Here is a 23,965-nt window from a genome sequence, read left to right on the forward strand (position 1 = left end):
TTCCTTGCCGGCGTTTTGCTTGCAGAGCCTGAACGCCAAAGATTGTTGGCCGCCGCTGCCGCCAACGACCTCGTAATCGTTTTCGAAACGCCCGAGGTGATCGTTGCGGCTAGCAGTTCGACATCGATTACCGACCTCGGCGAAGATGGGATAATCCTTGGAGCGCTTTATCAGTCCGGCACACACCAGGCGTTGCAATCGGTCTCGGCCGAAGCGCATCGCGCCATTGCCAAATCCGCGGGCACGAGGTTGTTCGAGGCGTTCTGGGGCGCCTACCTGGGCATCGTAAGACTTCAGGGCGGCGCTGCATTGGTACGCGCTCCGTTCGGCGCCCTGCCCTGCCTGTTTATGCGCTCCGGCTCCGGTGCAATCGCCGGATCGGATATCGACCTGATCAGCGCCGCAAACGGGCAACCTTTCATCCTCGATTTCGAAGCGATCGGGCGGCAATTGGTGTTTGCCGACATGCGCCTTCATACCACGTCGCTCAACGGGATCGAGGAGCTCCGGGGCGGATCCCGGTTGCTCATAGAGCAAGCCCGGATCCGTCTTGAGGATATATGGTCGCCTTGGTCCTTCGTCACGGCGAGGCGCAGTATCGACGATCTCGAGGATGCCACGCGCCGACTTCGACAGCTTTGCATAGCTTCGGTCGCCACGCAGACTTCGCGGCTCTCCAATCCTCTCCTGATGCTTTCAGGTGGGCTCGATTCCTCGGTCCTTGCTGCGAGCCTTGCCGCCGACGGGCGCAGCTTCTCCTGCCTCAACCTGGCAACACGGGATCATGGCGGCGACGAAAGGGACTTTGCCCGCAGGGTTGCCGGACACATCGATCGCCGGCTCGTGGAACGACCAATGGCGGTCCCCGAATACGACTTCACGCGCATCGGTGCTGCACGCACGCCCCGGGCGGTAGCGAGAGGTTATCAGCAATTGGCCTTCGAGATGGCCTCGCAGGTGGCCGAAGAACTGGAATGCGACGGCATTATCGACGGCGGCGGGGGCGATAATGTGTTCTGCTCACTGCGTTCCGTATCGTTCGCCGCCGACTGCCTCATGGATCCGGGCGGGCTGCGCCATTTCCGCAGGGTATGCGGCGATATCGGGCAGCTGGCAGGAGTGTCGCGCTGGCGGATCGGCTGGAAAGCGCGGCGACGCGCATGGGCGGGACCTCGCCCCTACAAGTTGCAAGCGGACACCCGCCTGCTGGCGCGGGACTTTCAACCACAAGCAACCGAAAACGAGAGCCATCCCTGGCTCTTGCCGCCCGATGACGCGCTCCCGGGGCGCGGTGCCCACATTGCAATCCTTATTGCCGCACAAGGCTACGTCGAAGATGGCCCACACGGCACCAAAATGAACTGCATAGCTCCGCTGGTGACCCAGCCCCTGATCGAGCATTGCCTCGCCATTCCCAGTTGGCACTGGTTTGCACGTGGCAACAACCGCGCAGCGGTACGGAGCGCCTTCGAGAGCGTCCTGCCGCCCGTAGTCGCGTGGCGACATGGCAAAGGCAATCCCGAAAGCTTCCTGTTCGGGCTCCTTGAGAGGAACAGGAAAGCCATGACCGAGCATCTTCTTGACGGTGTTCTGGCGAGCGCGGGCGTGATCGACACGGCCGCACTCGCCAGAGCGCTAAGGGACACGGAGCGCCTGAAGGGAACGATCTACGGGCGGATCCTGCAACTGGTCGACGCGGAATCCTGGGCGCGGGGGATCATGGCGAGTTAGCCGCACGGGCCGTACCTTTGGCGGCGCCATTTCCAGCATCCCGTGCCGCGCGAAGCTTGTCCCAGCGTGCATATTGGTCCCGCTTCGCCGGATCGGGATCGCGCCGTCCCTGGAGCCAATAGGCGAACCAGTCGATACTGCGCCGGTAGACCGCCAGACGGTGCGCAGGCTGCCACTTGTCGTGGTACTCGTCGGGATAGACGAACATCTCGGCGGGTTTGCCGGCTTCCCGAAGGGCTCCGAACGCAGGAAGGGCCAGATGGCTTTCCCGATCGGCAAGCTGCATGAGGATCGGCGTGTCGATCTTGCGCGCGTTCACCGAAAGCGACACCGGCCGCCAATAGTCGCGATCGTTGTCTACCGATGGCGGTAAACCGATCTTGATGTTGTGATCGCCCCACGCGAAGCCGCCCAGCACCATCGAACTCAGCATGTCGTCGCAGCAGGTGCTCATCGCGGCCGCAGCGAAGCGCCGCGAATTGACGAGCGCGAATTCGATCGTCGAAGCCCCGTCGCTGAGCCCGCTGATGCCGATCCGGTCAGGATCGACGAAACCCGTCGCGACGGCCTTATCGACACCGCGATCCAGCGCGGAGAAGATGCTGCGCCGCTCTGCCCAGTCCTTGAACTGTGCGGTCAGGGCCTCGTCCCAATCCGTCACGCCGGGGGTTATCGTCGACACGCTCGGCGGGCGTTCGAAGCTCAGGACAGCGAAGCCTTTGGCGGCAAGCGGGAAGACCGGATAGTCATCCCCGGTGCCACCGCGCAGGAATCCCATGCTGTGGTATTGTGTGATGACCAGGGGCAGCCGCGACTTCCCATCATAGCCCGGCGGCAGCACGAGGTCCGCCCAGGCAGGTAGCCCGCGATCGTTGGTCCAGCGCAGCCGCTGAACCTTGCCCAGCCTGAACCGGGCAAATTCGGGATTGGGATCGAACACGGTGCGGCTCTTGCCTGACTTCAGATCGATCGCAACGACACGCCGGGGCGTAACGGCATTCTCCCGGCCGCAGACCAGTTCGCGTCCCGCGAGGAGGCATCCGGTGAGAGCATCCAGCGTACGCGTGATCAAACTCACGCGGCCTGCCCCCGGCGTCCAGCGATAGAGCGCCCATTCTTCGTTATTCCACCCTTGGCGGCGCAGGAACACCAAAGAAGTACCCGCGCTGTCCCACCAGCTCTGAACGATGCGTCCAGCACATTCTGCCTGCGAGCAAGGCTGCTTCTCACTTCCGGGAAGCACAGCCCAAAGCCTCTGATCGCTTCCCGGATTGGCGCCCACGCGCTCGGTCCATGCCGACGCGCCGTTTGCCGCGCGCTCTTCCACCTCATAGAAGCCCCCGACAGCGGGCGCGGGGATCACGCGCAAGCGTTCGTCCTCGCTTGCCGCCCTCGTCGCACCGCTCAGGAGTTCGACCGTGAACGCCACGGGCGGAATGTCCTGAACCCAGGCGCGTGGATCCCAGGACTCGTTGGGGAGAATGCTCGAGTCATAGAGCCATCCGGAGCGACCAGCCTCCTCCGTCCGGCGTCTAGACTCGAGCTCTCCTGGCCTGGCGAGGTAGGTTAATTGCGACCCGTCGGGCGACCAGGAGAAATCTTCGACATCGATCTCGGAATGCGTCGCGGCAACAGCTTCACTGCCATCGGCTTTCGCGAGGTAGATCTGCGTCACACCGTCCACCTTCTTGCGAAAGGCGATGCTCTTGCCGTCGGGCGACCAGACTGGAGTTATCAGTTCGGAGACACCCGAAGTGATGTAGAGACCGCGATAGACGCCTCTCGACAAAGGGAGAGCGCCTCCGATTTCCACTACACGCGCTGGCCCCCGGCTGCGGACATTCCTTCCATCCACCGGCACAACCACAAGCGCACTGCAGATCGTGTTGTTGGTGGGCTCACTGCGCGTCACCACGAAGGCGAGACGCCGTCCGTCCGGCGAAAGCGCGAACGGCGAGACCTTTCCGGATATGGCATCCGGAAAGCCGATCCCGCGGACCCGGACAAGGTCCTCGGGCGATACGTCGCGATGCTCGTTCGCTGCTGCCTGGGCTTGGGCCGGCAACACGTCTTCGCAGGAAGCGAGCGCCGGCTCTGCAGCAAAGCTCGCGATGGCAAGCGCGAGCAGGCTGGTCATCGTCCTCACCATTTCTTGGTGACCGTCAGGCTGACGACGCGCCCGAAAGGCGAGTAGTTCGTGCTGTCGTAGGGCGGGTCCATGTAACTGCTCGTGGCGATCGTATCAGGCTTGTCGTTGAAGGCGTTCTGCAACGAGAAGACCACGTCGATGCCGGCAAGCAGGCCATGTTCCTCGCCCGTTCGGTACCGCACCGTGAAATCGACCGGTGCCATGCTCGCAACGTTCACCGGGGTTGCAGTACGCTTGTCCTCCACCGAGCCGATATAATTGACAGCAGCGGTGAGCGTGATGCCTCCCCTCGCCCAGCCGAGCTCGCCGCGCCCGCGGAAATGCGGCGGATTGAATAGGGTACCCGCGAGCCGGGTGAAGGCCTGCCCCGCCTGGATCTGCTGCTCACTGTGGATATAGCTGCCGTTGATCGCGGCGGTCAGCCGACCTTCGGCGAGATCGAAGCTATAGCGTCCCAGGACATCGATACCGTAGATGTTCTGCCGCCCGGCGTTGATGTTGGAATTGTCGATGATTGCGACGACACTGGCGGGATCGTAGGCTGACGTCGTCGCGTTCGTGAACGACACCAGTCGGTCGATGACCGAGGCCTGCGTCGCGGCATCGGGATTGAGCGTCACGTAATCCGCGTAGGCTGGATTGGTCAGAGCCAGCCGGGGATAGGCCATCGGCGTGACAATCCGGTTCCGGTAGCGATTGTTGAAATAGCTTACCTCGAGTTCCGCTCCGTCCAGCGCCGCCGGATGCAAGGCCATGGTCGCCGACCAGTTGGTCGAGCGCTCGGGCTTGAGATCGGGATTGCCGCCGACAACATAGATGGCCGTTCCCGTCGTGCCGCCGAAGGTGGCGGCGCTGTAGAGATAGCCGGGCATCGGCATGTACTGCTCGTAGAAGGTCGGCGCGCGGAAGGACTTGCCCCAGCTGGCCTTGAGCGTGACAGCGGACAGCGGCGCGTAAATGAGGCCCAGCTTTGGTGTGGTGACCGAGCCGACGTTGGAATAATGCTCGTAGCGCGCAGCGAGACTCAGATCGAGGCTTTTGCCCAAGGCTGATTGCTGAACCGGCGCGATGACCGGAATGCTGAGCTCGCCGAAGGCGTAATAGCTGTCGCGCGTCTCGTCGACATGCTCGGTCAGGCCGCGGTAGGTTTTGCGAACGAACTTGTCCTGGCGAAAGCCGCCGCCAAGCGCGACCTTCAGCGGTCCCGCCGGCAGATCGACAAGCTTGCCGTTGCCGCTCAGCTCGACGTTGGCGGTCTCGTTGCGATAAAACCCGTAACCGGCGTTCGACGCCGAGGTGCCATAAGTGAAGGTCCCCTCGTAGTAGACCCTGTTCCAGCCGTAGCTTCCTCCCAGCGTGACTTCCCAGTCGGCGGGTAGTTCAAGCCGAAGCGAAGGAGCGACCGCCCAGGACTCGGCTTTCTGCAACAAGTCGTACCGGCTCACAGAAAGGTCACCCGCGGCATTGAGCGGCATCGTCTGCTCGCGCCGCCGCTTGTTGTAGATGCCGTCGAGATCGAAGGTCAGGCCGGGCGCCAGTTCCTGCTGCACCGTGATCGCCGCATTGTGATGGCGCATGGCCGGATAGACTTCGAGCCCTGGTGACCGGTTCTGCAGATAGGAGCGCTGGCTCGACCAGATGCCGGAATTGCTTCCATATTCGGCGGAAACCATCGCGCTGCCGGACGACCAGACCTGACCGAACGTCGCTCCGTACTGCTGCTGGAAATTGCCGCCATCGGTCGAACTTCCGATCCGCGCCGTTGTCTCGAGGCCGTCGAAATTGCGGCGTAGGATGATGTTGGCGACCCCCGCCACCGCATCCGAACCGAACAAGGCCGAGGAACCGTCAGGCACCACATCGAGCCGTTCGATGGCGCCGAACGGTATCGCCGAAACATCGACACTCTGGATGGCCGCATCGAAGCTCATGCGGCGGCCATCGAGCAATGTCAGCGTGGCATCGCTGCCGAGCCCGCGCAAGTTGATGGAAGCGCCGCCTCCCATGTCGGCGCTCTTGCCGCCGGTTACATTGCCGCCAATGCCGGGATTCTGACCGCCGGAGAAGTTCTGCGGAATGGCGCGGATGACGTCGGCCGCGCTCGACTGCCCGGCATCGCGCATCCCTTCCCGTCCGTAAGTCAGCTGTACCGAGGCCACCGGGGCGCCGCGGATGCGCGATCCCGTCACGACAATGCCGCTATCATCGGCATCGCTTGCGGCACGCTTGCTGACGATCACGCCGCCGCCAGATGGACTGAACTTCAGACCTGTGCCCGCAAGGACAGAGGCGATCGCTTCCTCAAAGGTCAGGTTGCCATCAACGGCGCCTGCAAGCCGATCGCTGACGACCGCATCATCGGCGCTGACATTGCGGCCAAAAATGCGCCCAATGTCGCGCAGTGATGCGGACAGCGCTTGCGCCGGAAGATGGACCTCGACCCTCGTATCGGCTTTCGCAGCAGCCGGCGCACAGATCATCGTTGCGGCCGCAGTCATACTGCAGCACGCCAGTAGGTGATAACGCACTTGTGTACCTCCGTCCCCGAGGACTGCTCTCAGCAGAACCCTTCGGAGGCGAAGCGCCGTCCTTGAAGAAACACCCTACGCTTCGTGAGAAATTTTTTTTGCAAGCCCGCAGGTCATGCTCCCACAATCGCAAAACTGCCGTCCGCGCGCGTTTCGAAGCCAAGACCGAAGGTGCCTGCCAGTTGCCGAGCAAAGCTTTCCGGATCCGATCGCCTGAAGGCGCCGGTGACTTTCATGGGATGGGTCGATGATGCCTCGTAGAGGACAGGAGTGGGAGCAGTGCGGTTGAAGGCAGCAACGGCCTGACCGATTTCCACTCCGTCGAGAACAAGCATGTCGTTGGGCCACTGGCTATCGGCAACGACGATCGGCGTGGCGTCTCCGACAGAACCGCCTTCGATCGCGATGCTCCGGCCGGCTGCCAGTTCTTCACGCTTGCGACCATGCCCGCCGCCGGCATCGCGCACTTCGACAGCGCCCTGTAGCAGAGTGACCCTCACAACAGTCTGCGCAAGTTCCACGTCAAAGAGTGTACCGTGGGCAATTACCCTCCCCGCCCCTGCCTCAACGACGAATGGCCGCGCCTTTTCGTGTGCCACGGAGAAGCGGGCCCTCCCGGCAAGCAACCGCAAACGCCGCTGCTGCCCATCGAAGGAAATCTGCATCCGCGCACCCCGGTCCAGGATTACCGTCGACCCGTCCGGAAGAGATACATGCCGCGGGGGCTCCTCCAGCGAAGCCACCTCCATTCGGGATACCGCGTCCGGCACGTCCCAACTGCGATGCTTGAGGACGGGAACAAGCACCCCCAGGAGTATGACGCCGGCGGCAGCTGCCGCGTATTTTCGGTATGAAGTTCGCAACAGCCAAGGTGTCGCGATACCAAGATCCCTGTTGCGGACAGTGCCGGTGCTGGCAAGAAACATGGTCGTGTCGAATGACCGCACCCTGCGATCATATGCCTCTGCATGCGCGGGAAAAGCACGCCATTCATCGAACTCGGCGCGGAAGCTTTCTGCGTCCGATCGCCGCATCCGAATGAACCAGTCGTCGGCTTCCTGCTCGAGGCTCATTCCATCCCCATTGATTTCCTGCCCGGCATCATGGCTCGAGCCTTCGAGTGATATGCCCGATCGCCCGGCTCATGTGCTTCTCGACGGTCTTTACGCTCAGCCCCGTCCGCGCCGCAATCTCTCCGTAGGTGAAGCCATCGAAGCGGTGAGCGAGGAAGATTTCGCGCGTGCGTGGCGCCAGTTCCGCCATGATCGCCTCTAGCCGGGCAAGCATGTCGCGCGCTTCGGATGAAGCGACGCCATCAACGTCGGCGATCGGGACATCATCCGAACACACATGGAGGTTTGCACAGCGACGCCGGTCGTAACGCGCCTCGCTCCGGATCAGATTGATCGTCGCCTGGCGCAAGTATGCGTCGGGCGCCTCCACCTCCAACGGATTTGCCTGCCCCCGTGCCGCCAGCCGCGCGAACAGCTGCTGGACGATGTCCGGAGCGCGATCAGGCTGGGTGTGCAGCATTGCAAAGCGCACAAGCTTGGCGCGATGGGAACGGTAGAGCCGGTCGATCCAGTTTCCTTTCGGGAATTGAACCCGATCTTCAGGTGGCAAAGGGTCACCGTCCGCGATCCTTGGCAGACAATCCTCATCAATATTCAGGCGCATGAAATCGCCCCACCTGTCACGAAACAGGTTTCGACTGCGCGCATCAAGGGCGCGCTCATCTTGCCCAAATCCACGGGCAACTCTCCAGCCGGAGACCGCACGGCGAACGCCGGGCGGGGCCAACACTTGGAATCGATTACCGGCGTCTTTAGCCTGAGGCCTGGACATTCACACCAGCGGCCCGGATGCACGCACCGAGCGATTATTCCTGCAAGGCAGTTGGTTCGCCTTCACGCCCTTTGCAGGGCGCGTTTGCAATCTTACGGATGGAACCCTTCAAGGCAAGCCGCAGTTATGATGAAAAATGCCGGGCGTGAGGGATTACCATTGTCTTGAGACAAGGGCCAAGACCTTTAGCCACAGAGGACCTGAACATACGTCTCGGCCACCCGGACAATTCCAGACCGTTCGGCGACGCGATCGTTTTTGATGGCAGCTTCCATTTCCATCCGGCGCGACGCAAAACGCTCTCAACGTTATTGAGTTTGGGTCGCCGCCTCGACCAATAATATCATGCCTCTTAAAACGGCGCACACAGAATTAATTTTTTGAAACCGCCTGCAGGGGGCCTCGGTATCCATTTTCGATGCTGGATTTCGGGCATTATGGCAATTGCTTACGACATATTGTTGAGCATATTCTGGCTTCGGATCACTTCGCATTTTACTGTCTCTGTCATCCGATTTCAGCCGATTAACATAATTTATGTTATCTGTTCCGGCACATTTAAGCGGGTGGATTCAGCCGCCAAGCGGCGGTCCCAGTCTGGGAAAGGCCATAACCGACCCCGCCTGGCTGCCAGTCGAACGCGAGCGTACCGGAAAACCACACCGCTTTGCGTCTGGATCCCCGCACCTCAAACACATCGCCTGTCAGAAAGGCTTTGGTTGCGTTCTAGGTGAGACGCCCGCCGATCGTGCCGGCGGGCGGCGGAGTGTAGAGAATCTGGGCTACTCGCTTAGCGTGCGCGAACATGCGTAAGGTTCGCAAAGCCGGCAGCGATTTGGGCAATTTCACCCAGCAAGCGGCATCTGGAGCCTGATCGCCGCCGTGAATTGCGAGGCCAGATCGAAAGTCATGCCCTCGCGCAGCCATTGAACGGTCAAACCATCCATCAACGCCAATATGCTGCGGGCAGTTGAAGCTGGGTCGTCGCAAAAGTGCTGGAGTGCAACAGCCAGCCTGTCCTGTCGCATGGCTTCGTGCGCGATGAAGTAGTCGTGCGCCGGGTGGTTCGCGCTGAGCGTCTCGGCCTGCAGCATGATGTGCATCCGCACCATTTCGACATCGGCAGTGTCGCTTTCCATGACCTTACGAAGCGAGTCTATAAAGGCCGCTCGGTCGTGCCGATCTGTCGCAGAGGCTTTGCGCCGGGCAATCCACGTCTTCATGTCGCGCAAGTGACGCTCGGTACGGTCCTGCAGCAGTTCGATAAGAATTTGCTCCTTGCTGTCGAAGTGGTGAAGGAGCCCCGCTTTCGTCAGCCCGCAGCGATCGGAGAGTTCCTGCAAGGCGAAACCGTTGTATCCTCGCTCGCCGATGAGGCGCTGCGCTTCGTCCATGATCTGCACACGGCGTATGGCACCGTCGATGCGCACAATCTTGCGACCTGATTTCATTTACGTTGTGCCTCGAGGAAAAAGAGAACCCGCCCCGCAGAACTATCGGGCGGGTCCTCGGATGCAATCTCGGCCAGAGCTTAGAATTTCTTTGTCAGGCCCAGTTGGACCAATCGGCCAAGCGAGAACGTGCCACCGGGAAGATAGCCCGGCTGCCCGGAATCGAGATAAACCGGCGGGTCTTCATCGAAGATGTTATCAAAGTTTAAGGTCAGGCTGAGACCATTGGTGAGGCCATCGCCCTTGAAATCGTAGCCAAAGTAGAGGTTTACGATGTTGAAATCGGAAACCCTCTTCTGACCCGCCACATTCGCGCTGCGCGTGTAACCGGGCGTCAGGTTCCACGTTGCTTGCGCGCGGAATTGGCCGACCGTGGTCCCAAGGTTCGTCGAAATTCTGTACTTCGAGTTATCGAATTCCAGGACATCGAACCAAGCAATCCCGGGGCGCGACTGGTTCTTCTGGGTCAGGCGATAATTACCGGCGACGCGGCCGTCGATCGCCCCCCAACTTGTCGAAAAGTTGAAGTTGGCAGAAAAGTCGATGCCCGACAGCTTGGTTCGGCCCAGGTTCTGGGCACGCGTGTCCAAAAGGACCTGGACGGGCGTCGTCGATCCGCCAGCCCCGAGGAGAAGCGCCTGACTGGTCGAGGTGGGATTGGCCAGTGCCACTCCGACACCCGTCGAAGGGATTGTGGCCAGAATGGCAGCGACTTGTTGGCCCGATGGCTGGAACAGCCAGAGGTCGGGATATCCGGTGTAGAAATCGGTCAGATTGGATCCGGTGACCGGACGTCCGATCGTACCTTTGAGGTCGATATTGTAATAGCTCGCGCTCAAAGTGATCTGATCAACTGGCCGGAAGTCGAAGCCCGCCGACCAGGTTGTCGCTTTCTGAGGCTGCAGATCTGGAACTGCGCCGTTGAGGTAGACGCCTGCGGCCGTCGCGGAAGCACAAGCCGGAAGGCCTGGCGTTCCGCAGATTCCCGGAGTGGTTGGCGGGAACTGCAGAAAAGCGCCGGGAATCTGCTGGGCGATCGATGAGAACACGCCAAGCTGATCGGCAGGCGTGGCTGCATTGAACGACTTGCCCCAATTTCCGCGAAGCGTCAGCATGCTGAACGGGACAAAGGTGACACCAACCTTCGGATTGAAGGTATCGCCGAAGTCGTTGTACTTGTCATACCGTCCCGAAGCCGCCACGACGAGGGACATATCGCTGTCACCGCCGCCCAGGACGGGGATTTGCAGCTCTCCGAACAGTGATTTCACTGTCTGCGTATAGGACTTGGGCGGAAGCAGCACATAGGTCGTGACGTTGGAGGTGCGCTGCCGCATCGTATCGGTCGAATATTCCGCTCCTACGGCCGCGCGCAGATCGCCTGCCGGCAGGGACAGGATAGGACCGTCAAGAATGGCGCGGAAGTCAGCATATTGGTTCCGGCCGATTCCAACATCGTAACCAACGATGCTGTCGAGCACTGACTGACTGGTGGCGGCTACATTGTAAGGGTTGAGCGCGCCGGTATTCGCGGCATTCTGCAGTTGAGAGTTCCCCCGCGCATTCACGAGCTGCGCATTGCGGTAATCAACCGTTCCCTCGCCGTAGTTGGCAAGCGCCCGCAGCTGCCAATCACTGCCAATCTTCCACGTCAGTTGCGGGGTGATATTCCAGGTTTCCAAGTTGGTGTTCTGCGTGCTCGAGCGTGGCCCCAAAGCATCGGCAAGGCTGAAGCGGACGGTCTGGCTCATCCCGAAGCTGGGGTCCCCCGCCGGGAAAGGGTGATAATTCGGATTCGAAGGGGCGAGCGTCACCATCGATTCCGAGCCGGTACCGAGTTGTCCGTTGCCGAGCGTGCCATTGTTCCCGCGAATGTTTCGCTGAGCGTAATAGACCTTCACATCAATGCGAAGGTCGTCATTCAGGTTCTGCATCAGGCTGGCGAAGACGTTCTGCGACTTTACGCTGGGATAGATCGCGACGTCCTGGGCGTAATCGCAGGTGACCGCCCCCCCTGCAACCAAGCTCGAACCATTCAGTACGTACGATCGGCTCCCCGCTGCAACATTGACGCCTTCCGCGCAGTTGCGACCGGTCGAAATGCCGGTCAGCGGGTCGGTGCGATGCACATAGTCGCGATCGGATCCAAAGATCGCATCGTTCTTCGAATACCGATAGGCGATGTAGGCCGAGCCCGTGCCCCAATCCTTACCGGCGATGCCGCCCGCCTGATACGAAGTGTAGCTGTCCGCAAAGCCGACTTTGGCATCGATCTGAACACCGTCAAAGCGACTGCGCGTCATGAAATTGATGACCCCGCCGAGTGCGTCCGAGCCGTAAACCGCCGAACCGCCGTCGGTCATGGCTTCCACGCGTTCGATGACGAGCGGAGCAATGAAATCCGGGTCGACAGCAAGCTGGCTGATGCCAAGTGGCGTAACCCGGTGGCCGTCTAGAAGCACCAACGTCTGCGCGCCGCCGCTGGTATTGGCGCCGGGAAGGTTGCGAAGGTTTGGACGGGCGATGGGGATGCTGCCATTGGAGCCAGCAACGCCGGAAACCCCGGATTGAACAGAGTTGAAGAAATTGCCGACGGTTGGAAGGCTGGACAGTAGCTGGTTGGTCGTTGCCGCGCCGGTTGCTTTCGCTTCATCTCCCGAAATTCCAATAACGTTCGAGCCTGCCGGCGCGATGCCTCGGATCAGGGTACCAGTGACGACGATTTCGGTTTCGCGAGTCGCAGCGGGTTTTTCGCTCGGCGGCGGTTCGTCTGATGATTGAGCCCATGCAGCTGCCGGGAGCAATGCGGCCAAGGCGACACTCGCCAACGCGCAGCGCTTCAATCGTGAAGAATTCACGCTCATACTCTCTCCCTGTTTTGTTTTTATAAAACTGGCAGGTGAGATGAACTCACTCCCGGCTTTTCAGGCCGTTCTTTTGAGCTGGAATGAAAAACCTAAGATGGGATTGGATGTAGTCGCACCTACCAACCGAATGGTTGCTTGAGCGCAATTGCACGTCAAGTCGAGCTTGCGTCATATCATCTGCAGGCAAGCCAATATCCTCGCTGGTCAAGTAGAGCGCACGGCGGTACGCGCGGTCGGGTCTTTCAGCCTGACCGCGCGGCGGTCAATCTCCTCGGGCTGAGATACGCGCCAGCACAAAAACCAATGGGTCCGGTGAAATCGACATTACTGTTAGATCGCGCTTTACTGATCCAATGACTGAGGAAATTCGGACGCTTCGAGTGGGACGGGGTCCGGCAGGCATTCACGCATGGTCTCACTCACAGCCCGTAGTAGTTCGGCCTCGTTGACGAGTTCGTGCTTGCCCCAAATCAGGCTGATCGCCATCGGCCGGCCCGCCGGTTGACGCGGAACCAGCGCGGAAAAGCCGAACGCTTTCGTCCCAAATCCGACGGGGCCCATGACGTACCTGCGGTCACCAGCCTCATTGATCTGGCCGTTCAATTCGGCCACGTGAAACTTGCCGTGTTCAGGTGCCTCTGCGTTCAAGCGCCGAAGCATTCCCTCGCGGCGATGCATTGGGAAGGTGGAGAGCATCATCCATCCTGCCGCGCTGTTCTGGACAGGATCCTTCTGCCCCCCTGAGAGTTCCCGCGTGGCAGCCATCGCGTAGGGTGAGTGGCGCCAGTGTACGATCTGGCAATCCAGTCCAACCATCGCAGAGAGAGCCACGGACAACCCCGTTCTGGAAGCCAGAATGTCGATAAGTCGCACAATGCGACCATCGCGGACAAACTCAGGCTGGCCGGACGTGCCGATCAATGCCGCACGAGGTGTAGGTTGATAGGTGCGTGCAGCAGGGTCCTTGCGTAGCAGACCCAGTTCAACCAAGGATGACAGGAGTTCAGACGTGCTTGATTGGGGGCGGTCATAGCGGCGGACGATGTCCATGACCGTCGCCTCCCGGTGCGTGTCATCGAAATATTCGAGGACCTCGACCACTCTGCGGGCGATCTTTGATTTGTTCGCCAAATGGGACGGCACTGATGATCCATTCATCGGTCTTTCCTCTCCACAATCAGGTTGCTCGCTTGGCCCCCGAGAGAATACAAAAAACGAGCATATCTCATTTTATACTAAGGATGGTTAGTATATAGGCAAAGTCAAAGCAAGCCCCACATCGCTGAGGGCTCGACGACACGGTAGAGGGATGCGATCGGCGGTGGTCGAGGTCAGTGGGGGCCAATCGCCAGCCGCTCCCATGCCCATGGGCCTAAGAGGCCCGGACGGCCGTCATCGTTAGGGTTTGCATACAGGCACGCTTACGCTCCTGAGCAGGGTCCTGACGAACGCCAGGTTTGGCGCGAAATGTTCGCGCAGTGAATTTCAAAAGGTTTTTTGATAGCAATTCCGCATGACCACCGACATCCGTAGCCTCCGCAGCCTGATCGTGCTGGCACGCCGATTGAATTTCTCCCGAGCAGCAGATGACTTGGGGATGTCCCAGCCCTCGCTTAGCCGAACAATCCAAGCGCTCGAACAGAAGTTAGGCGTACGTCTTTTCGATCGTGACCGCGGCGGCGTTCGCCCAACCACTCAAGGTCGCTCGATCATTGAGCGGGCTACCGCTCTCGTAGCTGACTTCGATGATTTTGAACGTCAGGCGCGTTTGGCGGCCAATGGGGACGGTGGACATATCAGGGTCGGTATGGCGCCTCTGCCTGCTCATGCCCTTCTGTCGTCCGTATTGGCCGAGCGAATTGATAGCGGTTCGCTCGTTGCGAATGAAGTCTTGGTTCGCAATATGGAGGTGCTCTGGCCGCTGCTAATTGCCGATGAGATCGAGTTCATAGTCGCTGCAGAGGGGCAGATTCCAGAGAATGTGCGCATTCGCGGCGAAGTGCTCGGCTATTTTCCCCTCGCGTTTATCGTCAGGCAGGGCCACCCCTTATTGGAGACGCCGCCTGCAGCGAGTCGATTTCCGCTGTTCTTGGCCAATCGCAAGGGAATAAGCAGCGACCTCGTGACCAATAACCGGGGTTGGTTCCGGGGCGCCCCCCCATATCGTCGAGGATTACCAATCGTTATCGCGGCTTGTCCTCAAATGCGACGGTATCTGGCTTTCCTCTCCGTTTGCCTCCATCCCGGAACTCGAAGCAGGAAAATTGCAGGAATTGCCCACCTCGGGTGAAGCAGAAAGCCCGCGGCTACGGATGATGTTCTACTCGCTGGAGCGCAGATCTTTGTCGCCGGCGGCGCGAAAATTCAAAGAAAGCCTGTCGCGTCAGATAAAGCGCTTGGAAATCCAATACGGTCAGCTTGGGAGTGCTGATCTGCGCTACGAAAGATGACTGCGCTCAAATGTCCACGCCGAGGGAACCTCTAATTTCGGTTGCCTGATTGGCAATGTCGTCCCTCTGTGACCGACTTGAACTTATGTCAAAAGCAAATCAAACATGGCCCTGTTATGCATTGGACAGCCCAAATGCCCTCTGCAACTCTTGGGGTAATAAGGAGCGCGACAATGGGCAATTTGGGCATTTGGGTGTTGGGCGTCACCGGCGCCATTCTCATCGCAGAGATTGCGACGGGCCGTCACAAAAAGGTGTACAGCCGCAGCGATCATCTGGTGAACTTTATCTGCATTGTGGTGGGTGCGGCAGTACGCCCACTGTCCGCGGTGATTGTCGCGTATCTTATCGCTGCCGTCGCGCCGAACGGAAAAGGAGCACTGGCCGGAGCGCCGTTCCTGCCGTCGCTGCTTGCAATCATCCTGTTGGCAGAATTTGCAAACTATTGGGTCCATCGGCTTTCGCATGAATCTAAGGGCAAGCGGTATCGCGACTGGATGTGGCGAATGCATCGCACGCATCACACCGCAAAATATGTCAACGTCATGCTCAATTTTCGAATCAGCCTTTTTTGGGGCTTCCTGTCCGGACTGACTTGGGTGATGTCACTGGCAATCTATGTGGGCCAGGCCAAAGCGGCAGGCTTTGCCATCGCTGCGTTTTCCTTCTGGGGCATATTCACGCACAGCGACTTCCGCTGGGATGACATCATTCGCCGCCATCGTTTTGCCGGCCCTGTCTTTCGCGGATTGGAGCATATCCTCATCTCGCCCGGCATTCATCACTCTCATCATGGCTACGGAAAAGATGGCGGCAATTACCGCAATTATGGGATTTTCCTCAGCATCTACGACTGGATGTTCGGAACGCTCTACACCCCGAAAGGCAGGCCGTTCCGCTACGGGATTCCGGGGGCCAATCCGCACTGGGCCGACGATGCATTTGCGCCTTTCAACGTGGGTAGTTGGGCTGTGGCGACGAAATCCCGAAGCGGCAGCAAAATGGACCCTGCCGAATAGACAGTGGAGGCCTGGTTAAATCGGATTGGGCCGGCTCCCGATGTCCGGGCGTCTTCAGCGCTCCAATGCATGGTGCTATTCAAGAAGTGTCGTAATGCGTTTGATGGCCAGTTCGGCAAGTGGCGAAAACATACGCCCTTTCAGTGACGCTGCATAAACGGTCAACGCGCTCGGCAGAAATCCGGGAACGCGGATTTCCTGTAGACTGCCCTGCGCGAGCTCCGTTTCGACAAACGCTCGGGTGCAAATGCATATGAGATCGGTTCGCATCACCGCGTCGCGTAAAGCGTGGTAATTGTCGCAGAAGAACCGGACTGGATTGAGTAAATCGCCCATCGCTGGCAGATCGACAGAACTGGCCCACGAAAAAACTGCCAAATCCTCATTGGATAAGCTTCCCTTTTTTAGTGCCAGTGGATGCCCTGCCCTTACCACGCAAGTTGGATAGATCGTACCGAGCGGCACGCGATCGACGTCATCACCGGGGTCAAGCTGAGTCTCTGCAAAAAGCAGGAACTCGATCTGGTCGCCTTTCAGCTCTTCCAACAGGACGGGAGCGCTGCGGATAGAGATGCACAAGTCAATTTTGTTAGGTCCGGCACAGAAGTGCGAGGCGAGGTCTGCCGCAAGCTGGCTCGCAAGGAGTGGCGGCAGGCCTATCTTCAGAAATCCTGATTGGCCATTGGCGAGCAGCCCCATGTTGCTGTCAAAAACCCGCATAGACTGCAGCAGCGGCTCCGCCAGCGCGATGACTTGCGCACCGGCTGCAGTGGGGACAACGCCGTGGCCGACCCGGGTGAAAATCGCAAAGCCCAGAAGCTTCTCGATCGTCGAAATGCTGCGACTTAGCGCAGGTTGGCTGATGTGCAGCTCGTCGGCAGCGCGAGAGAAACTGCCGCACCGGGCTACGGCAATCACCTGCTGAAGTTTGTTGGAGGATACGTTCATAACCATTGTGCATAGGTATACGAAAATTCGGCATTGGACAGGCATTGGGTCACTCATCCAGTCGCCCTGCAAACCCGCGAACGGCTCTGTCTTGCGAGGCCGGCGGGTCGAGAGGAAACCGGGTGTCGAACCCAACGCACGATCTCGCTGCGTAACTTGGGCGCGGCACCGCTTCACACGACGTCAAGGATCATCACGATGGGCTCCCCAATTCTCGATTGCTCGGATATCGACCAGTACCTCGGCAAGGCGATCACATCCTCGCGCCTGCGCGAACCGATCGCCAACAACGACATCCGTCGTTGGGCGCACGCCATGCACTATCCCAACCTAGCCCATTATGACCCCACCTATGCGCAGGCCACGCGCTGGGCCAAGATCGTTGCACCACAGAGCTTTGCCTGTGCAGTGGATGACGGCATGGGCACATCTCCCGCCTGCGTTGGCGGAATCCCTAATTCGCACTTGCTGTTCGGCGGCGAGGAATGGTGGTTCGAGGACTTCCGCATTTCTGGCGGAGATTGGGTCTACAATGAGCGCATTCCATTGGATTACGTCGTCAAGGAAACCAAACTTGCCGGCCCGACCTGTTTCCAGCGCGGCGACAATTTTTACACTAACCAGCATGGCCAGCTGCTGGCCAAGCAGCGCTCGACAGCGATTCGCTACAATGCGGAAGCCGGCGGTCACAACGTCAACAAAGGCGAATTCGAGGAACCCGAATGGTCTGACGACGAAATCGAAGCGCTGGAGGAGCGCAAGCTCGGATGGATCCGGATGCTACGTAAGCTGGGCCATCAAGAGCGCTGGTGGGATGACGTGAAGGTGGGCGACCAACTCGATGAGCGCGTGTTCGGTCCTCATTCCATCGCCAGCTTCTCAACTGAATGGCGCGCTTGGATCATCAACACTTGGGGGGCGCTGCAGGTCCGCAAGATCGACATGGTGGCTCTCGGCTTCACCCCCGAGATGGCGGGATGCGAGAACGATCCCGACATGTTGCTCGAGAACCCCGAGATTACCGACGGTGCCTACTACGGGCCCTCGCGTGGGCATTTGTTCCCCAAATATGCCCGCAAGATCGGCATGCCGCGCGCGTACGGCTACGGCGGAGCCATGGGTGCCTGGGTGATTGACTTCCTGTCCGGTTGGGCAGGCGAGCACGGCATGGTCGTACACTCGGTTGCCAATTTTCGAGGGCCCGCCCTCTCCGGCGATGTGACGATCCAAACTGCCGAGGTGGTCGACAAGACCGTGGACGATCGTGGCCGACACCTCATCCATGTGAAGCATCATATGGCAAATCAGAAAGGCGTCACCATGGCGACAGGCACTGCAGAGATCGCCTTGCCCAAACGGCCGGACAACCGATGACGGGAGCCGCTGATGCCGATGCCATGAGCTATCAGGGCTCGGTGACCGGACGGCGGACCTGAAATGAAGACCCCTGAGCTGGACGTTGGATCAGCCAAGCAACGTCCGGCTCGGGAAGAAAAAAGCGCAACATCGAGGAGAGAGAGATGACCGGCAAAACAGCACTTGTAACCGGAGCGGCATCAGGGATCGGCAAGGCCTGCGCAAAGCGCCTCGCCCGCGACGGGATGGCGATCGGCGTGCTGGATATTCTCTTCGACGACGCGCAAAAGACCGCTGACGAAATCGTCGCTGAGGGCGGCCAGGCGATCGCGGTTCAGGCGAGCATTGCCGATCGCGCGCAAGTGACATCCGCCGTCGCGCGGATCCGTGACGAATTTGGGCCGATCACGGTCCTCGTCAACAATGCCGGCATAACGGATACCACTCCGTTTCTTGAGATCACCGACGAGCGTTGGGAGCGTATCTACGAGGTCAACGTGAAGGGCACTTTCATCGTGACGCAGGTAGTCTTGCAGGACATGATCGATGCCGGTTGGGGGCGCATCGTCAACATGTCATCCTCCAGTGCGCAGACCGGATCGGCGGGCATGGCGCCCTATTCGTCGTCAAAGGGGGCGATCATCACGCTCACGCGTACTCTCGCGGCTGAACTCGGTCCGCTTGGCATCACCGTCAATAACATCCCGCCGGGCATAGTGATGAACACGGTGATGTCGGAAGCGAACAAGGAGAAATTCCCGATCCCATTGGAGACCGTGCGCAACATGATCCCCGTGCGCCGCACCGGAGAGCCTGAAGACATTGCCAATGCCTGTTCGTGGCTGTGCCTTGACGCCAGCAGCTATGTCACTGGACAGACTCTCGGCGTTAACGGAGGCCGCATCCCCTCCTAACATCTAGAATCCAGACTGGTGCCTTCTGCTCGGCGACAAGACCGATCGATCAGAGGGCCCTATTTGGTCCTGCCGGTCGGTTTGCGATCGGCGAAATCTGATCCTCAAACCTGACACTCGCGAACAAGCGCGAAGCTCTTTTCCATGTGCTCCGAAAAGCCGTCCTCTGCCGGATGGAACGTCCACAAACGCTCGCTATCACGGATCGCGTCGATATTGTCGCCAACGGTATCGATGCTCCAGTCCGGCCGGTAGAGCCCCTCCGTCTCGGTGATGAAGGCGCGCGCGACGCGTCCGCCCATCGAGACGTACATCTCGCCTGTAACCGAGCAGCTCTCATGCGCCAGCCACCCGACGACGGGCGCCACGAGTTCGGGCCCCATTGGCGGGTACCGCGAGATGTCGAGGCCCTCGGCCATGCGCGTCACCGCGCCGGGCAGGATGATGTTGGACTTCACCCCCCGCGCCGCGCCTTCGATCGCGACGATGTTGTTGAGGCCAATCATGCCGGACTTTGAAACCGCGTAATTCACCACGCTGGGCATCGAATAGAGCCCGCCAATCGATCCCGTCAGAACGACGCGTCCATAACCGTCCTTGGTCATGCGTTCAAACGCCGGGCGAACGACGTGAAAGGCGCCGAGCAAGTGGACATCCACCACCGCGCGGAAGTCCTCGTAGCTGATCTCGTCCAGCATCGCGAAACGGTTGTTACCGGCGTTGTGGATCAGCACGTCGATCCGGCCGAAAGCATCCAATGCGGCCTCGATGATGGCCTTGCCGCCTTCCGGCGTCGCCACGCTGTCGGTCGAGGCAACCGTTTCATATCCGGCATCGCGCAGGGCCTGGGCTGCCTCCTCGGCAGGTCCGGCGTCCGATCCGCTGCCCGACAAGGCGCTGCCATTGTCGTTTATGACGACCTTTGCGCCGAGCGAGCCGAACAGTTCGGCATAAGTGCGGCCGAGCCCGCGCGCGCCGCCGGTAATGACGACGACCCGCTCATCGAAACGACGTTCACTCATGATGCTCTCCAAGTTGTGTCGCCGCCCGGCCGCGTCCCGACTTGCGGGTCCATTACGAACGTCGCGATCACCCGGCGCTTTTGACCTAGTTCGAGCCGATCGCCGCCGATCCGTTGGTCAGCCAGACACAGTGCTGTCATCGGAACTTCGCGCCCAATTCGATGCCGTAAGTAACCGGCGAGTTCCAGACGGAACCCGTGCCCAGCGTGTTGAACAGGACCTGCGAGCGATAGCGGCGATTGGTCACATTATCCCCGAACACTGCGACCGTGTAGCGATCGGAGGGATCGGTCCACTCCGCCCGCAGCGCAAGGACTTCGTAGCCTTTCTGGCGGAACTGCTCGGCAGGATCGAAGTAGAAGCTGGAAGTGTAGTAGAGGTTGCCCGATAGCGTGAGTTTGCCGCCGCCAAGGTCAAGGCCGTAACTCGCCCCGATATTGCCGGTGAATTCGGGCGCCCGTTGCATCTTGAAGCCCGAGGCATCGGTCGAGGTCTGCGTCAATGCGCCGGGTCCGGAACCGCCCAGTGAAGTCGGGATACAGGCCATCGAGTTGGTGAGATCGATGACCGCCGGATCGCAGTAGCTGTAATAGGGCGCGTTGGCGAACGACTTGTAGCGGGCATGCGTCCAGGATGCGCCAGCCAGCAGCGAGAACGCGCTGCTCACCTTGTAGCGCAGCTGCGCCTCGATCCCGTAGATTTCCGAAGAGGCGGCATTTCGGATTTGCGCAGTGCCGTTCTGGTAGCTGGAAACCTGAAGGTTTTTGTAGTCGTAATAGAAACCCGCAAGATCGGCCGAAAACACCCGGTCGTCGTACTTGTAGCCCACTTCGAAGGCGTTGATCTTCTCAGGCTTTACCGGTTGCTGCGAATAGCCGCCCACGTTGAGGATGCCCGCCTTGTAGCCCTTGGTGTACGAGGCATAGACGCTCGATTCCTCGCTGGGCTTGAAACGGATCACCGCGCGGGGCGTGAAGCTGTCGTTCTTCAACGTCGCGACCGGGATGTGGACGCCGGCGCCGCCTGTCCAGGGCACCACCTCGCCATTGGGCCCGGTGTAGCCGGTGGTGGTGAAATTGGTAATGAAGAAGGCATCCCCAACCGTATCGTGGCTGTAACGGCCGCCCAGCGTCAGGAACAGCTTGTCGTTCACCTCATAGGTCGCGTCGACGAAGGCCGCGTAGGACTTCGTCGTCGTGCTGGAGCCGCCGAACGGCAGATAAGGCGATCCGCCGAAGCTGGCACCAATGTCCCAGGTGTCGCGGATCTGGAAGTAGTTGAGGCCTGCTGTCCATTGCAGCCGCGATCCCGGCTTGGAATTCACCAGGAATTCCTGGCTCCAGGTTTCGTCATTCACGCCCACATAGATGTTGAACATCGGGATCGCAGTGGCATCGAGATCGCCGTAATAGGGCGATAGATCCTTGCGATACTGCGTGTACGAGGTGAAGTCCGCAAAGCCCAGATCAGCCTTCAGCGTCGCCTGAAGCGCATCGGAATTCGACCGGAAGCTCACTGGCGTATTCAGCAGCACATCGCCCGGCTTGGTCGCATAAGTGCCCGAAGGCGCGTAGAAGTAGACGAGCGGCAGCCCCTTGGAACTGGACGTTCCATAGATTGCCTGACCGGCCACCGAAACCTTGTCGAAGAAGCCGGCACTACCGGTCTTGTCGACATCGGCGTTGACCAACTGGGTTGTGGGATCGTTGGTCTCCGCGTGGACCCAGCGCAAGAGCAGGGAAACATCATCGGTCAGGTCGGCCTTCATACCGACACGAAGCGACCAGTCCTCGTACTTGCCGATGTTGTCGTTGCCGTTCGAAAGGTCCGTGAAGTAGCCGTCCCCGCGCCGATAGAGCCCCTCGACATCGATCGCGACCCGGTCGCTGATCCCGAAGGTGGCGTAAGCCTGTGCGTTCAGCGCGTTGAAACGACCATAGCTGATTTTCGCCTCTCCGCTCGTCTCGGTGCTGGGATCGGCAGTGGTGACGATGATCGCGCCGCCCGTAGTATTGCGGCCAAACAGCGTGCCTTGCGGCCCCTTCAGGACCTGGATGCTGCGCACGTTGAGCAGGTCGAAGTCCGACATGTAGGTGTTGGCCTGGAAGAACCCGTCGACGTAAATGCCGACGTTGGGGCCGCCACCGGAGGTCGTAATCGCCGTGCCGACACCGCGAATGGTCGGCTGGACGGCCGGCCCTTGCGTATCGAACCGCAGGCCAGGAGTGATCTTCGCCGTGTCAGACAAGCGCTCCACGTTGGCTGTCGCCAACTGTTCGGGGGCCAGCGAGGTAACGCTGATCGGCACATCGCGGGATGCTTCCGAGCGGCGCTGAGCGGTGACCACAATTTCGGACGCTACCGGCCCGCCGGGGTCGCTGTCTGATTGTTGGGCTAGCGCCATCTGGGGGCTGCTCACTAGCCCGCAAGCGACCGCCAAAAGCGAAGCTGATCGCGCAGTGATACCAATCATGAAATCCTCCCGTCGATGCGCGAGGGTTTCTGCACGCGTTTATGCGCCTCGCGATCCGCCTTTGGCGTTTCGCTCAGATGAAACGGTCACTCGGCCTAAATCTTGATCGATCATGACAAATTGACACCTACCGTCGAACTTCGCCGACGCGATGCTACGGGCTTTACGAGTAGATTGGGCAATACGTCCAAACCTGCCTCCCCAAGTCCGTCCTTCCCGACATCAATGGCTCCCGTCAGACCAGAGCCTCGACATGAATTTACGCACTTCCCGCGTGATGTGATGCTCCTCCGGAGCTCCGTGAAAATTCCCGTGTGAAGCCGCTTCGGTGACGTGAAGTTCGGCCTCTACGTCCGCTGCACGCAGCCTAGCGTGCATCCGGACCGTATCGGATAGGAATAAGTCTCGCGTTCCCGTACTCAGAAAGGTGGGAGGAAAATCCTCAAGTTCCCCGAACAGCGGCGAGAGATACGGGTTCCTATAGTCCCCCCCAGGTGCATAGATTGTGGTGATCGCGTTAAGATCGTTTCCCGTGAGGACAGCGTCTAGCCCGCGATTGGCATAAAGCGTATCGCTTCCGTTGGTCATATCGAGATGCGGCGTGTGAAGGATCAGCCCCGCCGGAAGCAACAAACCTTCAGCGCGCGCGCGGTGCATCAGCGCAGCTGACAAATTGGCACCCGCCGATGCACCGCCGACAACGATATTGCCGGCGCCATGGCGCTCGACCAATGAACGGTAGACCGCAAGACAATCATCTAGCGGCGCTGGATAGGGGTTATCTGGCGGAGAGCGATAATCGACCGAACACACCCGGATCTTGAGGTCCCCTGCTACCCCGATCGCCTGGGCTCGGCAGGCTTCGCCAAACCCGATGATGTATGCCCCCCCATGAATGTCGAGCAAAATGCGCGGGTCGGCATGATCCCGCTTGGCGGGCACGACATCGTAAACTCGGACGCCCTCGATCTCACTGTCGATGCATGTGGCGTCAACTTGTGCGGCGCGCGCCTGCATGGGCCCGATGATTGCTTGGTTCACTGCATTGGCATACCGCCGCCAGCTCTCGAGATCGGTCACCTTGGGATAATCGGGAAAGACGCGCGGCGGAGCGGTCAGGATAGCGCGCGCTTCGGCGCTAATCCCCGTCGGTACGGGTACGTCGCGGGCGGGAACGTGCAGCATCATGGCCTTGCTCCTTCAACTGACCCA

At 60.0% G+C, this 23,965-nt stretch carries 16 protein-coding genes; 5 read left to right on the top strand and 11 right to left on the bottom strand.

The window, feature by feature from the left end:
- Positions 1-45 precede the first annotated feature (45 nt).
- The gene (locus ACZ1JV_RS08065; RefSeq protein WP_465139110.1) at positions 46-1,731 is read left to right on the top strand and encodes an asparagine synthase-related protein; all 1,686 of its coding nucleotides are present in this window, start codon (positions 46-48) and stop codon (positions 1,729-1,731) included.
- On the opposite strand, the gene ACZ1JV_RS08070 is transcribed toward ACZ1JV_RS08065, so the two are convergent.
- The 7 genes from ACZ1JV_RS08070 to ACZ1JV_RS08100 all read right to left on the bottom strand — a co-directional run bounded on the left by ACZ1JV_RS08070 (position 1,718) and on the right by ACZ1JV_RS08100 (position 13,729).
- Positions 1,718-3,868 (bottom strand): Atxe2 family lasso peptide isopeptidase, encoded by a 2,151-nt coding sequence (locus tag ACZ1JV_RS08070; protein WP_465139109.1) that lies wholly within the window; start codon positions 3,866-3,868, stop codon positions 1,718-1,720. The two genes, ACZ1JV_RS08065 and ACZ1JV_RS08070, sit on opposite strands and share 14 nt — an antisense overlap.
- A gap of 5 nt (positions 3,869-3,873) precedes the next feature.
- Positions 3,874-6,378: a TonB-dependent receptor domain-containing protein gene (locus tag ACZ1JV_RS08075; protein ID WP_465139108.1), complete on the bottom strand. Its 2,505-nt coding sequence runs from the start codon at positions 6,376-6,378 to the stop codon at positions 3,874-3,876.
- A 143-nt stretch (positions 6,379-6,521) separates the two neighbouring features.
- Positions 6,522-7,481, bottom strand: a complete 960-nt coding sequence (locus ACZ1JV_RS08080) for a FecR family protein (RefSeq protein WP_465139107.1) — start codon at positions 7,479-7,481, stop codon at positions 6,522-6,524.
- 28 nt (positions 7,482-7,509) lie between these two features.
- A complete protein-coding gene (locus tag ACZ1JV_RS08085) occupies positions 7,510-8,085 on the bottom strand; it encodes an RNA polymerase sigma factor (protein WP_465149061.1) in 576 nt (191 codons plus the stop codon).
- A 1,013-nt stretch (positions 8,086-9,098) separates the two neighbouring features.
- Positions 9,099-9,704 carry a TetR/AcrR family transcriptional regulator gene (locus tag ACZ1JV_RS08090; RefSeq protein ID WP_465139105.1) on the bottom strand — a complete coding sequence of 202 codons (606 nt, stop codon included), beginning with the start codon at positions 9,702-9,704 and terminating at the stop codon, positions 9,099-9,101.
- Between the two features lie 80 nt (positions 9,705-9,784).
- On the bottom strand, positions 9,785-12,568 hold the full coding sequence (locus ACZ1JV_RS08095; protein ID WP_465149062.1) for a TonB-dependent receptor domain-containing protein: 2,784 nt from the start codon (positions 12,566-12,568) through the stop codon (positions 9,785-9,787).
- Between the two features lie 345 nt (positions 12,569-12,913).
- Positions 12,914-13,729, bottom strand: coding sequence for a helix-turn-helix domain-containing protein (locus ACZ1JV_RS08100; RefSeq protein ID WP_465139103.1), 816 nt, complete (start codon positions 13,727-13,729; stop codon positions 12,914-12,916).
- A gap of 355 nt (positions 13,730-14,084) precedes the next feature.
- Here ACZ1JV_RS08100 and ACZ1JV_RS08105 point away from each other — a divergent pair, with 355 nt between their 5' ends.
- On the top strand, positions 14,085-14,861 hold the full coding sequence (locus ACZ1JV_RS08105) for a LysR family transcriptional regulator (protein ID WP_465139102.1): 777 nt from the start codon (positions 14,085-14,087) through the stop codon (positions 14,859-14,861).
- Positions 14,862-15,194: 333 nt separating this feature from the next.
- Positions 15,195-16,040: a sterol desaturase family protein gene (locus ACZ1JV_RS08110; RefSeq protein ID WP_465139101.1), complete on the top strand. Its 846-nt coding sequence runs from the start codon at positions 15,195-15,197 to the stop codon at positions 16,038-16,040.
- Between the two features lie 75 nt (positions 16,041-16,115).
- Here ACZ1JV_RS08110 and ACZ1JV_RS08115 read toward each other — a convergent pair whose 3' ends face one another.
- Complete coding sequence (locus tag ACZ1JV_RS08115; protein WP_465139100.1) at positions 16,116-16,988, bottom strand: LysR family transcriptional regulator; 873 nt, start codon at positions 16,986-16,988, stop codon at positions 16,116-16,118.
- Between the two features lie 198 nt (positions 16,989-17,186).
- Here ACZ1JV_RS08115 and ACZ1JV_RS08120 point away from each other — a divergent pair, with 198 nt between their 5' ends.
- Together ACZ1JV_RS08120 and ACZ1JV_RS08125 are read left to right on the top strand one after the other, a co-directional pair.
- Positions 17,187-18,362: an FAS1-like dehydratase domain-containing protein gene (locus tag ACZ1JV_RS08120; RefSeq protein ID WP_465149063.1), complete on the top strand. Its 1,176-nt coding sequence runs from the start codon at positions 17,187-17,189 to the stop codon at positions 18,360-18,362.
- A 146-nt stretch (positions 18,363-18,508) separates the two neighbouring features.
- A complete protein-coding gene (locus tag ACZ1JV_RS08125) occupies positions 18,509-19,258 on the top strand; it encodes an SDR family NAD(P)-dependent oxidoreductase (RefSeq protein ID WP_465139098.1) in 750 nt (249 codons plus the stop codon).
- A 104-nt stretch (positions 19,259-19,362) separates the two neighbouring features.
- Here ACZ1JV_RS08125 and ACZ1JV_RS08130 read toward each other — a convergent pair whose 3' ends face one another.
- The 3 genes from ACZ1JV_RS08130 to ACZ1JV_RS08140 form a co-directional block, all read right to left on the bottom strand.
- On the bottom strand, positions 19,363-20,280 hold the full coding sequence (locus tag ACZ1JV_RS08130) for an SDR family NAD(P)-dependent oxidoreductase (protein WP_465139097.1): 918 nt from the start codon (positions 20,278-20,280) through the stop codon (positions 19,363-19,365).
- Positions 20,281-20,416: 136 nt separating this feature from the next.
- Positions 20,417-22,684, bottom strand: a complete 2,268-nt coding sequence (locus ACZ1JV_RS08135) for a TonB-dependent receptor (RefSeq protein WP_465149064.1) — start codon at positions 22,682-22,684, stop codon at positions 20,417-20,419.
- Between the two features lie 291 nt (positions 22,685-22,975).
- A complete protein-coding gene (locus tag ACZ1JV_RS08140; protein WP_465139095.1) occupies positions 22,976-23,941 on the bottom strand; it encodes an alpha/beta hydrolase in 966 nt (321 codons plus the stop codon).
- Positions 23,942-23,965 lie beyond the last annotated feature (24 nt).

Source organism: Novosphingobium sp. BL-S-19 (assembly GCF_055521675.1).